The 14,833-nt window shown below is 41.3% G+C and carries 18 protein-coding genes; all 18 read left to right on the top strand.

The annotated features are described in order from the left end of the window. The first annotated feature begins 98 nt into the window (after window positions 1-98). The 18 genes from ACHSBP_RS14380 (at window position 99) to sctV (ending at window position 14,703) form a co-directional block, all read left to right on the top strand. Window positions 99-974 (top strand): hypothetical protein, encoded by an 876-nt coding sequence (locus ACHSBP_RS14380; protein ID WP_395389257.1) that lies wholly within the window; start codon window positions 99-101, stop codon window positions 972-974. Window positions 975-976: 2 nt separating this feature from the next. Continuing rightward, window positions 977-1,822, top strand: a complete 846-nt coding sequence (locus tag ACHSBP_RS14375) for a hypothetical protein (protein ID WP_395389256.1) — start codon at window positions 977-979, stop codon at window positions 1,820-1,822. Window positions 1,823-2,075: 253 nt separating this feature from the next. Next, on the top strand, window positions 2,076-2,357 hold the full coding sequence (locus ACHSBP_RS14370; protein ID WP_395389254.1) for a hypothetical protein: 282 nt from the start codon (window positions 2,076-2,078) through the stop codon (window positions 2,355-2,357). 21 nt (window positions 2,358-2,378) lie between these two features. Continuing rightward, a complete protein-coding gene (locus ACHSBP_RS14365) occupies window positions 2,379-2,882 on the top strand; it encodes a SycD/LcrH family type III secretion system chaperone (RefSeq protein WP_010558971.1) in 504 nt (167 codons plus the stop codon). Further along, on the top strand, window positions 2,869-4,098 hold the full coding sequence (gene sctE / locus ACHSBP_RS14360) for a type III secretion system translocon subunit SctE (RefSeq protein WP_010558972.1): 1,230 nt from the start codon (window positions 2,869-2,871) through the stop codon (window positions 4,096-4,098). The genes ACHSBP_RS14365 and sctE overlap by 14 nt, the downstream gene beginning before the upstream one ends. An 11-nt stretch (window positions 4,099-4,109) precedes the next feature. Next, window positions 4,110-4,874, top strand: coding sequence for a hypothetical protein (locus ACHSBP_RS14355; protein WP_395389251.1), 765 nt, complete (start codon window positions 4,110-4,112; stop codon window positions 4,872-4,874). 96 nt (window positions 4,875-4,970) lie between these two features. Then, the gene (locus ACHSBP_RS14350; RefSeq protein ID WP_395389249.1) at window positions 4,971-5,828 is read left to right on the top strand and encodes a helix-turn-helix transcriptional regulator; all 858 of its coding nucleotides are present in this window, start codon (window positions 4,971-4,973) and stop codon (window positions 5,826-5,828) included. Window positions 5,829-5,833: 5 nt separating this feature from the next. Continuing rightward, window positions 5,834-6,538: a hypothetical protein gene (locus tag ACHSBP_RS14345; RefSeq protein WP_395389247.1), complete on the top strand. Its 705-nt coding sequence runs from the start codon at window positions 5,834-5,836 to the stop codon at window positions 6,536-6,538. Further along, a complete protein-coding gene (locus tag ACHSBP_RS14340) occupies window positions 6,516-7,001 on the top strand; it encodes a hypothetical protein (protein ID WP_100915354.1) in 486 nt (161 codons plus the stop codon). Before ACHSBP_RS14345 ends, ACHSBP_RS14340 begins: the two co-directional genes overlap by 23 nt. Window positions 7,002-7,088: 87 nt before the next feature. Next, window positions 7,089-8,522, top strand: coding sequence for a hypothetical protein (locus tag ACHSBP_RS14335; protein ID WP_010558977.1), 1,434 nt, complete (start codon window positions 7,089-7,091; stop codon window positions 8,520-8,522). A gap of 72 nt (window positions 8,523-8,594) precedes the next feature. After that, entirely contained in the window at window positions 8,595-9,053 is a 459-nt protein-coding gene (locus ACHSBP_RS14330) for a type III secretion system chaperone (protein ID WP_010558978.1), read from the top strand. Window positions 9,054-9,071: 18 nt separating this feature from the next. Further along, window positions 9,072-9,515, top strand: coding sequence for a type III secretion system chaperone (locus ACHSBP_RS14325; RefSeq protein WP_010558979.1), 444 nt, complete (start codon window positions 9,072-9,074; stop codon window positions 9,513-9,515). A gap of 27 nt (window positions 9,516-9,542) precedes the next feature. Next, the gene (locus ACHSBP_RS14320) at window positions 9,543-10,265 is read left to right on the top strand and encodes a winged helix-turn-helix domain-containing protein (protein ID WP_010558980.1); all 723 of its coding nucleotides are present in this window, start codon (window positions 9,543-9,545) and stop codon (window positions 10,263-10,265) included. 87 nt (window positions 10,266-10,352) lie between these two features. Then, a complete protein-coding gene (gene sctW, locus ACHSBP_RS14315) occupies window positions 10,353-11,453 on the top strand; it encodes a type III secretion system gatekeeper subunit SctW (protein ID WP_010558981.1) in 1,101 nt (366 codons plus the stop codon). Then, entirely contained in the window at window positions 11,450-11,824 is a 375-nt protein-coding gene (locus ACHSBP_RS14310; RefSeq protein ID WP_395389246.1) for a hypothetical protein, read from the top strand. Before sctW ends, ACHSBP_RS14310 begins: the two co-directional genes overlap by 4 nt. Beyond that, window positions 11,824-12,204, top strand: a complete 381-nt coding sequence (locus ACHSBP_RS14305) for a hypothetical protein (protein ID WP_010558983.1) — start codon at window positions 11,824-11,826, stop codon at window positions 12,202-12,204. The genes ACHSBP_RS14310 and ACHSBP_RS14305 overlap by 1 nt, the downstream gene beginning before the upstream one ends. Then, window positions 12,204-12,608: a hypothetical protein gene (locus ACHSBP_RS14300; protein ID WP_010558984.1), complete on the top strand. Its 405-nt coding sequence runs from the start codon at window positions 12,204-12,206 to the stop codon at window positions 12,606-12,608. The genes ACHSBP_RS14305 and ACHSBP_RS14300 overlap by 1 nt, the downstream gene beginning before the upstream one ends. After that, window positions 12,589-14,703 (top strand): type III secretion system export apparatus subunit SctV, encoded by a 2,115-nt coding sequence (gene sctV / locus ACHSBP_RS14295; RefSeq protein WP_395389245.1) that lies wholly within the window; start codon window positions 12,589-12,591, stop codon window positions 14,701-14,703. Before ACHSBP_RS14300 ends, sctV begins: the two co-directional genes overlap by 20 nt. Window positions 14,704-14,833: the final 130 nt, after the last annotated feature.

Here is a 14,833-nt window from a genome sequence, read left to right as displayed (position 1 = left end):
TACTTGGCGTCAAATCTGAGTGCACACGCACATTGCTGCATATTTTTTGCAAAATTATTTGTTAGAGTGATGATCATGGCTGATAAAGGAACAAAGAAATGAGCGGTATTTCAACTGACGATGCCTATTGGCAATTTGGTTATCATGCAAATGAAAAAGTAACGACAGACATATTTGAAGATGGTGAACGTGTAAGCAAAGAGCTATCAATTTCCGATTTAAAAAATGCTGATACCAATATCGATCCATGGGAAGTTTTATCAGCTCTCGATGATGCGGCTGATGTCGTGCAATATCAAATAAATGGCACACTTTATACCAGTGACGAGATTCAAACCTTTATTGATGATGGTGATTTGGATATTAGTTCTTCAGGTTATGTGATGTTTAATGGTAATCAACTAGACACAGATTTAGTTGGTTACGAAGTTCACTCGTTACTGATTGAAAAATTACAGGATGAAATAAGTGAGTTAAATGATTTCATCAGTGACATGCAGATTATGGAAAACGTACTTAAGCTCAACGATGATATAAAGGACAAAGGCGAAGAGTTTTATAATCACGCCGATTGGGATGACCATCCAATTATTGATGGTTTAATGGATCAGATGCCAAGTTTTAGCTATAGCGATGCCCGAAAATTCATAAAGGATTTAAACAATGATTACTTAGTATGGGCTGAAGTGGACGATTACGTAGACGCTACTTCATCAAGTGCAGATGGTGACACTTACTATAGTTTCGCGTCAGCCAAAATATCTATATACAATAGGATACATTTTCAAACGAATGATTACTCAAACGCCATTGAGGTACTAAACAACAAGGTAAAAGAACGAACAACTCAAGTAGAGCAATTGGGTACTGATCTACAAAGTAATACATCACAGTACAACAGTTTAATGGAAGCCATGTCGAATTATTATAGTACCTATTTTGATGCAGCAAAAAGCCTGCTAACAGGAGGGTAACCATGGCTGATCCATACTGGCAATTTGGCGCATTTGCCAATGCTTCCGTTACAGCAACCGTTTTTGAGGATGGTGAACGTAAAACTGAAACTCTGGATGCCGATGAGCTGAAAGTGGTTGATGAAAATATCGACCCTTGGAGTATTTTGGCATCATTGGGTGAAACCAGTGATACGGTACGCTATCAAATTAAAGGGGTTGAATATACGTCAAACGAAATACAAACCATGATTAATGATGGTGATCTAACGTTAACTTCAGCAGGTTCAATAGTGTTTAATGGAGAGACTTTGGAATACGCTGAGGTTGGTTACGAAGTTCATACCCTAATGATCGAAAAGCTACAAGACGATATTGAACAGATCAATGAGCTTTTAGAGAAGCTGAATTACATTTCGGCAGCATTAGGTGAAAGTACCACGTTTGAAGAAGACGGTGAAATTACCTACAACTCATTTGCTGCGGCATTTGGTAGCGATGAATTTTTCAAGTTATTGAAACAAGAAACACCAGAACTGAGTGACACCGAGCGAGTAACCTTGTTACAAGATGCCAATAATGACTATATTTATTGGGAAAACATCAGTGGCAGTACCACAAGTAGTATCGGTACATATCGCTTTGGAACAACAACATTAAATACTACACAATACCTAATGACGTTTCAGGAAAACGATATTTCAAATGCACTTGAAGCTCTTCGCAATACCGTAAAAGAAAAAACCACGCAAACGGAAACCTTAAGTACTGATTTTCAATCATCAAATGAACAATACACTTCTGTTATTACCGCTATGTCGCAATACGCAGAAGATTTTTACGGTAGTATTAAACAGCTTACAGACTAATCAGGTATTTTTTGCAAATTTGCACATTGTTGGCGTAAAAATAACACAATGTGCAAAATCTCAATGAAGCAATTTGCACAATCTCTGCATATTCTAAATCCAGTTCTTGGTGATGGCGTTAATTTTATTATATTCAATAAGTTAGAATTAATCGTAAAAAGCCACAATTAAGAAACAATTCTCCATATTTATTGATATTTCCCTTCTTATACTGAACACATAAAGTCAAAAGGCAGTAATAAAGGTGTTCACCATGTTTGATCCTGACAAATTACTACAACAACGCAGATTACAAGCTGTAACCGCGAATGTGAATGCACGTTTACGTGAAACACGTCGCTTAGAAGAGGAACTAGCGCAAAAGCTAGGCATGACATTTGAGCAGTTCAAAGCGCGCTGTAAAAAAGAACGCGAAAAAGGCAAAACGCAGAACAGCGATGTTAAAAAAATGGTGAGTAAAGTGCTTAATCAAACCAGCAAAGAAGTTACTGCCAGCAAACCTAAAAAATTACCGCGACATACGCATTACATTTAAATTCTGAGGAGTGAAAACACTATGGCACAGATCGACCCAAGTCTAGTTAAAAAGGAACAGCTTGAAACGTTTATCGGTAAAGGCGGTGTAATGCATGAGCTGGTGGATTTAAGTAAAGAGCAAATGGAAAGCTTATATGCCGTTGCGTTTAACTTGTATCAAACCAATCGCATGAGCGAGGCAGAGCAAGTATTCAAAATGTTGGTGTTATGTGACCACCTAAACGTGAAGTACCAAATCGGTCTTGGGGCGACACGCCAAGCGCAAGGTAAATATGAAGAAGCGGCAGACACTTACAGCATGGCGACGTTAATTGATGCTGAGGAACCAAAGCTTGCATTCCATTCAGGCGAGTGCCATTTAGCATTGGGTGATTTAGAGCGCGCAGAAGCAGGGTTTACCGGTACGCTTGTGCGTTGTGAAGGGCGTGATGAATACAGCGAACTTGCAACTAAAGCACAAGGGTTACTATCCATCGTTGAAAAACGTAAAAAGAAACAGGAGCAAACTGATGTCAGTAAATAGCCTAGGAGTTGGCAATACGGCATTTACTCAGATTTTCCAAGAAGGAATGTCTGCGGTAATGAAAAGCTTTAGTGGGATTAACCCATCTGATGCCTCTGGGGTAACCAGTGCATCGAACGAGTCGGGTAATCCAAGTATTGCAGAGCCCGATAGCGACACCACGTTAAGTGGTATTGCCACCATGTTTATTGTGTTGGGAAAAATCAAAGAAATTAAAGACTCGACCATTGCAGCGAATAAAGCGGAACTTGAGCGTGTTCAAGCAGAGCAAGAAGATTTAATGAACGAACAAATCGACAAGCTTAATGAGCAAGAAGACAACCGTTTAGATCAAATCGAAAAAGCAGAAAAAGCACGCAAAAAAGCAAAAGAAGCGGGTATTTTTGGCAAGGCATTTGGTTTTCTTACCGCGGTAGCCACTATGGTCGGTGGCGCTGCTTCGCTGGTAGCTGGCGTGGTTGCTTCGCAGCCTAACCTGATCGCTGCGGGCGTTGCGCTTACAGCTGCAGGCATGTGTGAAGTGGCAGCGCAAGTGTGCATTATGTTTGGTGAACATGAAGCAGCTGAAATACTAAGCTATACCGCTATTGCGCTAACCGTTATTGGTGTGGGGTTACTCACCTATGGTGCTGCATCTGGCGCAGCAGCAGGTGCGGCAGCAGGTAAAGAAGTTGCCAAAGAAGCAACTGAAGTGGCAGTAAAAGAAGGGGTGAAAGCTGCAGCAAAAGAGGCTGCAAGTGAAGCTGCAGAAGAAGTTGTAGAACAAGCAGCTAAAGCTGTAGTGAAAGAAATTTCAAAAAATGTGTCTGAAGAAATCGCTGAAAATGCCATAGAACGTGCTGCAAAAAATCTTTGTGAAACCATGATTAGGAAACAAAGTGACGACATGATTAAAACTGCAATGGGGCGCACAACTTGGGCATCAAGTGCTGCATCTATGGGTGCGCAAACAGGCAGTGGCATTATTAGTGCAGAGCAAGCAGACATTCAAGAAGCGCTTAACAAGGTGAACTTACAAGTACAACTTTTAGAAAGTGAACTAGTTGAAAATGAGGCTTTGGTATCTAAGCTTGAATCGATTTTGCAGCGCTTTATCGCTTTTATTCAATCGCAGTCAGGCACTGTGGTAGACATTGCAAGTATTTTATCTGATGCAGCAAAAAATGAAATGCAAGCATCGCTTACAGTGCTAAACAACGCACGTGCACCAATTTAAGGAAAATTATCATGAATGGTTTAGTACTCGATGGTCCACGCATTAATACGATGCAACCACAAGTCGTTTCTGGTGAAAACAACTTGGATAAAGCGCAGCACAACTGTGGTGTGAATGCCAATGATGCGGCGCAACGTTATGAACCTTTAAGTTTGGATAGCGACGTGGTTAAAAGTGCAGAAACGCTTGCATTTGATTTAACTGCGTCTGCAAACAGTGCAACAAAGATGGCTCAATTGTTTTTGCAATTAGTGCAATCTTTGCGTGAAGCCGCTGAAAATCGCGCGGAAGTGATTATTCAACAAATGGAAACACAAGTTGAAGTTAAACGCGACAACGCAGAGACCATTGCTTCAGAAGCGAAAGATGCAAAAGACAAAGGCGATGAAGCCGTTCACCAACAGCGTATTGCAGCAGCAATTAACATTGGTGGTGCTGTTTGTGGTGGTTTAGCAGGTGCCGGTGCAACAAAATTTGCTGGTGCTCAAGCAGGTGCAGCAGTGTCGTCACTGGTGACAACAGGCTCTGGTGGTAGTGCGGGTTTTGCTAGTGCTGAAGCGGCAAATCAGAACAATAAAGTTACTGAGATCCAAGAGAAATCAAAAGCAGAGCAAGCTGAGAATGATGCCACTGCACAAGAAGCGGCTGCGTTGCAACAACGTGCGCAAAACTGGGAAGGCACTTTGAATGATATTCAAGCTGCATTATTGAGCCTGGCAAAGGAACTCTTTTCACAAGAGCCAAACACAGCGCGCAATATGGGTAACAACATCTAACTTACAGGCAGGTTGATACCTGCCTAATTCCACGTTTTTTTAATAACGGTGTTTCGACATCGCGGGTTTTTTCGGCCTAAATTTGAGGGAAGCATTATGCAAACACAATTAGCTACGCTTGAAAATACGATTTTAGAACAAGCGTTTACGAATAATTTGGCGTTTGAATATGGGACTGCATTTCGATTAACTTTGCCAGCAGGTACAGAATATTCTGTCGCGTTTAAGGCCCCCTTGACACTGTTAATGGTGGTCACAGGGACGGCTGGTGTAAACAATTTAAGTGCTTATGCACCGAGCAGTTTATTGCTTGTAAAAGATGGCTTTTGTCACTTTGAAAACCTTAATAGTACCCGTGATACCGTTATTTTATGTTTGTCACTTGAACAAACATGGCTTGTAAATTTTAAACAACGCTATCAAGCGTTAGTAACTGGCGCAAAGTTAGGCAAGCATCACGATAGTTCAGCACCGCTAGCATTCTGCGGCTGTGATTTAACGCGTATGGCGATGACTGGGCTAGATCAGCTTTTAAGTGATTCACAAGTCCCTAGCCTGACATCGCTTAAAGTCGAAGAATTGTTGCTACTGCAAATAAATAAGCCACAAGGTAGCTGTTTAGTCAATTTACTGGTGGAAAGTTGTGACCCTGCAACAGAACGCTTTAGAGAATTTGTTGAACAGCACTATTTAAAAGACTGGTCGTTAGAGCAGTTTGCTAAAGAAATTGGCATGTCGCTTACTGCATTTAAATCGGCATTTAACCAAATTTATCACACATCACCGCGTGCCTGGTTCAATGAACGCCGTCTTAAATATGCAGCACATTTATTGCACACCAGTCAGATGCGCGTAATTGATATTGCTATCGAAGCGGGTTTTTCAAGCCAGTCTTATTTTACCCAAGCATATAAATCGCGTTTTGGAATTACACCAAAGCAAGCGCGTAAGTAAATATAATGAAGAATTTTATTATTAGCTTAACAGTAATGTGCGGATTAAGCGCATGCAGTTTAACTAAAGAGCAAGTGCAACCATTGCTTAACACTGTAAACATTGGTGTGTTAGAGGATACACGCCTTGCGGATTGGCGTTTACTGAGTAAGTCGAACCAAACACTTGCCGGAAACGTCATCGAACTACCGTACGACGCGCTTCTAGATGAGATGCGTGTTGGCAATGTCGACCTTATCGTTGGCATTCCTGAAACAGATGATCTGAAAGTGATGATGCACAGTCGCAGCATTGTGTTAGAAGAACGCGTTTTCGATTATTTGGTTTACAAAGAGGATCAACGATTACTGAGTGAATATGTGTTCGAAAGTAGTTTTCTAAGGCAAGTTCAACGCGTGGGTTACGTTGCTAAGGGTGAATCTGGCGTGGTTAACGAACTGGTGATGCCAAAACCACTTAGGCACCAATCTTATATTCAATGTGACTCATTAGAGCAGTGTGTTCAATTAATTGTTAGTCAGGAGATTGATGCAATTTACAGTGATACAGCAGCACTTGACACGTTTAATAGTGATAACACGCTAGTAACAGTTGGGTTTGAAAAGTCCGTAGGTTTTACGCTTTTATTGAACGACAAAACACTTACACAAACAGAACGAAACGAACTAGGTAAACTCTTTTCAAATCATGATAAAGAACAGACATTTTAAACCGTGTGATGCGGCAATAGAGATAAAAGAATCACAGCGCCGGGCAGAAATTAACGTCATTTCGGGGTTTTCTAAAAAAGGGCTAATTGGGCAAAATCTGCGCGGTTTTGACATTGTTAAGTTTTATCAACGCCACCCAGAATTGTTACATGAATTTACTCGGACAGAAGCAGGGCTTGCCTACCGAGCACTGATTTTCGCGATTGTTGAAAGTGATGTAATAACGCTGGCAAAACAGCCAAATGATAATAGTGACGCACTCAGTGAGGTGTTTATTCAGCTCCACAAACAGTTAGCAAATGTGATTAACCACAGTACTTTTATTGGCTGTACACATTTGTTTGATGAATATACAAATTGCCTAACTGCGCTTTATGAAGATGCAGGTAATACGCTAATTAATAAGGCAATTCTAGATGTTTTGTCGTCCATACTGACAAAACTGTACGAAGCAAAAAAATAACCGTTCATTTTCGTGAACATACAACAATGTTATTGAGATGCTAAGGGGATTTCTCTGTGCATTCTCAGCCATAAAAAAGGAAATAACATGACTATAGGCAGTAATAATGTGGGTGATGTGAGTCAAACCACCACTCAGACGACCACAAATGTAGATAATACGCCTACTACAGTTAGTAATAATGCGACTAACAATCGTCAAGTGACTGATGTAACAAACCAATCCGAAACCCAAGCACAACAAGCAGCATCAAATGATAACCGCAATGCATTTCAAAAAATGGTTGATGGTTTTTGTGAAAAGTTTGGAGAATTTTGGAGCAAAGTGGAAAAACACGTTGAGAATTCACGTTTATTTCACGGGTTGCAGGGCGTGCGCGAGGCCGCAGTTACGACAAAAGAGATGACTCAGGAAGCGACTGCAAACGCGCTAGGTCATGATGAACAGGCAATTCAAGTGCGTGTTGATCGCGATATGCGACTCAACCGACCTGCAGATAAGTTAAGTGCAGAGACGAGCTATACAATATTGAATGCGTATCCAGGAACGAGTCATCACTTAAATGAAAGTTTTTTATTGAAAGAGCTTGATAATAAAACCCCATTAGCAAAAGTTTTGACTAAACAGATTGATAAGGAATTTGCGACGGAAAATCTAGAATTTCTGAAATCAATTCAGGAAAACTTTTTAATTGATGCAGATGCCCCGCTTTCAAGGCAAAGCCAAAATTTAGATTTTACCTTGGGTGATACGCTAGAGGTTCACAGCAAATTCGTCAGAACAAATTCTGATTTACAAATAAATATCGCAGGTGTCGCCCGCAACGTATTCTCACAGGATATCCAAAATTATTTAGAAGCACTCAAAGATCTGGAATTAGCTACACGTGCACAAACTGAAGATAATCCAGCACGCATTGAAACAGCTCAAATACCAGCGGGTCAATTGAATAAAATGACTCCAGTTGTACAGCCCGAGCAACTCGCACAACTCGAAGCGGTGGACGTAAAACGCTCCGAAACTTTAGAGCAGAGCGACCCATTATTTGCGCAAAAGCAAGCAGTTCTTGATTGTAAAGAAAATCTTGATATTTCGTTTAGGGCGGCGGCAAAAGAGGCGACCTATTTACTCAATGCAGCGAATACCAGCATGGTTATTCAGCTGCAAAAAAACATTGAGGGCACGCGCTTTGATCCGCAAGCAAATGCAGCTCCGGCTCCAACTATCGCGCCAACTGTTGCTCCGACATTGGCGCCAGCAGGCGCACCAACTGCTGCAAATGATCAAATAACTCATTCAAGCACGTTTAGTCACAGTCATATGACATTAGCGCATATTTCAAAAGCCGCGGATGTGATAGAGCCAACCAATAGCTTGTCGGTAAATGATTTAAGTGTGCCACAAAATGACGATCAATTAGCTATTTCAGACGAGACTAATGGCAATGTGTCAAATAATCCGATTGGCAGAACACACACCTATGGCAATACCTTAACGGTACCAGGAATGGGCGAAAATTAGTCCGCTATAACAAACACGTTAACTGTATTAAACCAGTGGAGCAGTAAAGCTGCTTCACTAAGAGAGAATATCATGAGTAATAAATTCAAAGAATTAGTCACTGAATGTGCAAAGCTTATTGGCTTCGACAAACCTGATGTAAAAGAAGACTTTTATGCACTTTTGATTGATGGCATTCGGGTGTTAATAGAACCCGCTGATGAAACCGAGACGGAAAAAGAAAGTCTCTTTTTCTACGCTCAACTAGAAACACTGAATGATGATGAGGTTCCGCCAGTAAGCACATTTATTCTGCAAAAAAATGCAGAATTTAGCGCAACTGGTGGCACGTCGATTGGTGTTTTACCGAATGACAATATCGTGACAATTTATCAATTGTTACCAAGTGAGTTAGACCGTGCAGAATTGGTTATCGCAGAGTTAAATAAGTTTGTCGACATTGCTGAACAAGTGAAAAAAGACATCGCCGAAGTTAAATACTTACCGACATCAACAAACCAGCCATTAGATAACACACTGTTATCAGTTTAGCGCGAAGGAGTAATTAATATGAAACAATTCAAATTAATGGTTGAAGAAGCGTGCGCTTTATTAGAAGTCACACCACAGGCACTGACAGACGAAGATTATCAAGTAAATTTAGAGCAATTGGTGTTTCGCATCTCGTTTCATCCGAGTGACGGCACGTTTGGCTTAAAAGCAGCGTTAGCAAAACCGACAAGTGATTTACCTTCATCTGTGTATAACTTAATGCTAAATGCCAATGCAACGGGTGTTCAGTTACAAGGGTGTAAAGTGGGCATTGATGCTGCAAGCAATCAAATTGTGCTGGTAAAACTATTACCTTCGGTAATTGAAGAGGGTGAACAATTAGCACAAAAGATTTTATCTTTCACACAGGTAGCACTGTTTTGGCAAATGACCTTAACAACCGCGAAAGATGACATGCCCGATGAGGTTATGCCATTGCACTCGAGCTTGTTATCGGTTTAATAAGGTAAGTCTAAACGGGGGTATTCTATGGTGCATAATGTTGAAGCAATTCCGCAAACAATTTTAATTATTGGTACGGATCATCTCGCTGTAGAACGCCTCCAAACAGGCTTTGCAGAGGTTGGCTGGTTTGTTTTAATTGAACAAAACTGTCAACGTGCACTTAGCTTATTGGCCAATCTAACGGTCTCTACGGTTATCATCTTCGATGAAGACTCTGCTCTGACGAGTGATGTTGAATCTCTCAAAATTAAAACGCGAGGCATGTTATTTGTTTTGTCGGATATATTGACTGAGAATCAACGATTAGCATTTTATAACCTAGGCGTGAATCACGTGTTTTCTAAACAAGCACTTGCACTTGAAATTAGAACCGTGATTACCACCTTACAGCAACAACAATTGATGCAATCACTGCCAGCCACTGCGCCAGTAGTTGATGATAAAAAGTGGCATTTTTGTTCACAAAGCCGAGTGCTCAGTGTTGATGAAAAAGTTATCGGCTCACTGTCATACAGTGAAGCAAAAATATTAAAAATGCTGATTGATAATCACAACGAGACCTTATCAAGAGAGCGATTAATGATGGCTTTAGGGCGCTTTAGACCTAACCCTGAAGACCGCACGTTAGATAGGTTGATCTGTAATTTACGTAAAAAGTTTAAGAAAGTGTGTCCTAACACACAGTTTATCTTATCGCTTTATGGCCATGGCTATGTGTTTACATCAGCAAATACAACACAAACCTAATACTTGGGCCAAAACTTAATAAAAACTCGTCTTTTTTCACAAAAATCGCCTTATTAATTGATTTACTCTTACCCTAAGGAGTGAAATATGTCTATAAATGCAGCGCCGATAAACCCAAATCAGTTTAATGCAAAACTGGCGGGAGCAAATGTCGAAACGAAAACAACCAGCCAGTTTCAAAACACTTCTGTCGGAGTGATTGGAAACAGTGCACAAAACCATCTAAATGCACTAGAAGAGCTGACGAAAGCGTTGGGCGATAAAGCATCAGCTCAATTTACGCAAAGTAAAGCCAAAGACATGCGTCAGTCAAATGCTGACCGTGTTGAAAAAATTCAACAATTAATGGAAATGGCGTTTAAAGTTGAAAAACGCAATCAATTAGATGAGTTAGCGGCAGATTTACTATCAGGTGGCAAAACCGACCATCAAGCGCTTAGACAAAAATTACAAGAATTCAGCGATGATGTAACGGAGCAATACATTGGCTTATTAAGTGTGCGTGAGCAACTTAGTGCAGGCGAGGGCAATGAAGCCATTCTTCAACTGGTTAACCAACAGTTAGCTGAACTAGAGCGCAAATACGGTCAAACATTGACCTTAGGTGTTAACACCTTTATTCCAACTATTGAAGCTGCCAATGTCGGTTTAGATGAAGGTAGTCAGCTGCGCCAATTCTATGCTGATTCGGTAATGGATTACCAAGGCACTGCTGCTGCATTTTCGGATTTAATTGAAAAGTATGGTGAAAGTCGTTTTGAGACTGCCGTTGCCTTTATGTTGCAAGCGCTTGCAGCCGATTATGAAGCGCAAGGCAGCAGTATCGATAAGTCGCAACTTAGTGTAATTATGAAAGATATGAACCGTCTGAAAATGCTGGCGGCGATGTTTGATCAATGTAACGAGGTTGCGCAAAAGCTCGACCAAGCACAAGTCACGCCACGCGGACTAATGCAAAGTGTCATTACCATAAATGATATGCCGTGGGCTGAACAAGCTGACGTGGAAAGAGCACTCAATGTAAGTGATTTACCGCTTGGTACACAAATAAATTTGCTTGCTGAGGTGCGTAATATTGTGAATAACATTCCTCACGATGCGTTTAAAGATCCAGAGCAGCACGGGCAATGTGTATTGGCATTAGAAGCGGCACGTCATGCGGTGATTGCAATCGAGGAAGCGCTATGACTGACTGGTTAGAGAGCAGCTTAAATGGTTTTTTAGCCAAGCTCGGTTTACCGATGCAGCCGTGGCAGAGTTCTCCTCATTTGTCTTTGCAATTCGATGGAGACATAACCTGTGAAATATCTGTTCTTGATTCGCAATTAATGGTGAGTTTTTTAACACCTATTGTGTTATCGAGTCAGACTCAGGTTCTCGCCTATTTAATCAAGATGAACCCGATACACTTTCAAAAAGGGCAGTTTTTCCGCTATCACTGGTATCAAAACCAAGCCATTGTGCAGCTAAATTTAGCTCACGAAGAGATTACCGAAATTGCGTTAGAGCAAGCCTTTACCGCCTTACTTAATGAAAGCCAAACGATTAAGGCATTGTAATGAGCACACCGATTGATTTAAAAGTGGGTTTAACCTCCATCAGTCATATACGACATGACGAAGTGCCCACCAAACTGCCTGAAAAGTCAGAATTGCCCCAGCTAGGAGAAGCGATTGACTCGCATTTTGATGCGCTTTTTCACGTTTACCAAGGCCAAACGTTAGTCGAAAATACCTGCCGGTTATCCGATGCAACATGTAAAGAAATTGCGCATCTCAATTTATTCAATATGCCTACCGATACTTTGCAATGGTTAGGCGAAATGAAAAAAAGTGGCGATGTAGACGCTAAGACAGAGCGAGAAGCCAGAGCGGTGTTAAATGAAATTGCAGAGTTGTCTTTAATCTTGAATATCAGTAGTAAATTGTTGGTGCAATGATGACCGAAACACCAGTTCAACACAATAAAATAGAGCGACCTCATCGTGAGTATCGTCAATGGCTATTGATGCAAGCGCAGCTGCAACAAGACTATGCCAGCAATGAAAAGGCGGTGTCGTTAATTAACTTGGTTGAGTCGGTTTATGGTGCCGATTTAGAAACAGGTCTGATGCTCTGTCGCGCCTGGGCAGATCTTGGCGAATTAACCTTATTAGAACAACGAGTAGAGCGATTGCTTGCGGATAACCAATTGAACTGTGAGCAGCGTGCAGCAATTTATTATTGTTTAAGCTTTTCACGATTCCAAGCGGACGATCTTATCGGTGCACGAAGAGCCCATCAGTTGTACCTTTCTTTAGCCTCAAATATAAATCAGGAAAGTGATGAAAAACCTTCTGCTTAAAATGAGTCAACGCAGTGACTTAGCACTTGCAGTGTTACTTGTCGCCATCATTTTTATGATGATTCTACCGCTACCAACAGGCTTAGTTGATGGCTTAATTGCAATGAATCTTTCAATTGCTGTGGTGCTACTGATGATGTCGGTATACATCAAATCACCGCTTGAGTTTACTGCATTTCCAGCCGTGTTGTTGATCACTACACTTTTTCGTTTGGCACTTTCCATTACCACTACCCGCCTTATCCTAATGGATGGTGATGCTGGTGATATTATTACCACCTTTGGTAACTTTGTTGTGGGTGGTAATTTAGTGGTCGGTGTGGTTATTTTCTTAATTATTACTATTGTCCAATTTATGGTTATCACCAAAGGGGCAGAGCGTGTCGCTGAGGTAAGTGCACGCTTTTCTCTTGATGCCATGCCGGGCAAACAAATGAGTATCGATGGTGATATGCGCGCAGGGGTATTAGACGTTGATGAAGCGCGAGTAAAGCGAAATGCCCTAAGCCGTGAGAGCCAGTTATTTGGCTCAATGGACGGTGCAATGAAGTTTGTGAAAGGCGACGCTGTCGCTGGTTTAATTATTATTTTCGTGAATATTTTAGGCGGTATTACCATTGGTATGAGTCAAGCCGCGATGTCGGCAGGCGAAGCCCTTGAGGTGTATTCAATTTTAACCATAGGTGATGGACTTATTTCGCAAATACCAGCACTGTTTATTTCAATTACTGCCGGTATTATCGTTACCCGTGTTTCAGCAGGTGATGAAGACGAAGAAGATCAACAAAACCTAGGTGGTGATATTGGCTCGCAGGTGACAGCTCAACCAAAAGCGCTGCTTATTGGCGCAGCACTATTAACTGGTTTTGCGCTCATCCCCGGTTTTCCCACATTTATCTTCTTAGGCTTTGCTGCTGTGATTGGTGCAGGTGGCGTCTATTTAATAAAGCGTAATCAAGAAGCGGTTCAAACCGTTGAGACCTTGCCAGAAGTATTGTCTAAAGGCAGTGGCGCAGCAGCGACAAGTTCCGCTGAAAGCAAAAAAGCAGCTGCTAAAAGTAAAGCGCAAGGAGATGACTTTTCGATTACTGTTCCGCTCTTGGTTGATGTATCCGCAAATTTAGAAACAGCACTTGATGCGACCAATTTAAATGCTGAGCTTGCAGAAGTCAGGCGAGCACTTTATTTAGACATGGGCGTACCGTTTCCCGGCGTGCATTTGCGTTTTAATGCAGCTATGCCAAAGGGTGAATACGCGATTTTGATGCAAGAGCTGCCAGTGGCTCGTGGCAAGCTTGTACCCAATAAGATATTAGTTTCCGAGCCGGCGCAACAGTTAGATATGCTTGGTATTGCCTATCAGCAAGAGCAGGCTTTTTTGCCAAATATGCCGAGTTTATGGGTTGATAAAGAAGATCTTGAAGAAGTGATTGCAGGTTCATTATCGTATTTTTCAATCGATAAAGTGATGACTTTTCACTTAGCCCATGTGCTACGTAAATATGCAGAAGAGTTTATTGGTATTCAAGAAACCCGTTTTTTACTTGAAAAGCTCGAACCTCATTACGGCGAATTAGTAAAAGAAGCCCAGCGTGTGGTGCCTATTCATAAAATGAGTGAGGTGATGCAACGTTTAGTGTCAGAAGATATCTCGATTCGAAATTTGCGCGTTATCTTAGAATCTCTGGTTGAATGGGGTCAAAAAGAAAAAGACGTTGTGCAGCTCACCGAGTACATTCGTGCGAGTCAACGAAGATTTATTTGCTACAAGTACGCTGCTGGGCAAAATGTATTACCAGCATTTATGCTCGATCAGCAAATTGAGGAGCAAATCCGTGGAGCCATTAGACAAACCTCAACAGGCTGTTATTTAGCGCTTGACCCAAGTACCTCGCAAAAATTTATTGCGAATGCAGTAAGTACAGTGGGTGATTTAAAGAAATATCAACGTAAACCTGTGTTGCTGGTAGCGATGGATATTCGTCGCTATGTGCGCAAGTTACTTGAAAGTGAACTTTATGAGTTACCGGTCGTTTCTTTTCAAGAATTAACCAAAGAAATCAATGTGCAACCAGTTGGTAAAGTTGTCGTGTAATAGTTAGGCGTGGGCAATCGCCCACGCCTTCAATTTCTATTCTTGCCTAAACTATAAAAAAAGCCGCCCTTGGTTAAAATCGTTATCCCTTACGTTTTTACATAATAACGTTAAGCAAAACTAACTAACG

Source organism: Pseudoalteromonas sp. XMcav1-K (assembly GCF_044005875.1).
GTDB classification, from domain to species: Bacteria; Pseudomonadota; Gammaproteobacteria; order Enterobacterales; family Alteromonadaceae; genus Pseudoalteromonas; species Pseudoalteromonas spongiae.
The sequence above is the reverse complement of the archived record's forward strand: the minus strand, read 5'-3'. Positions and strand labels throughout refer to the sequence as shown.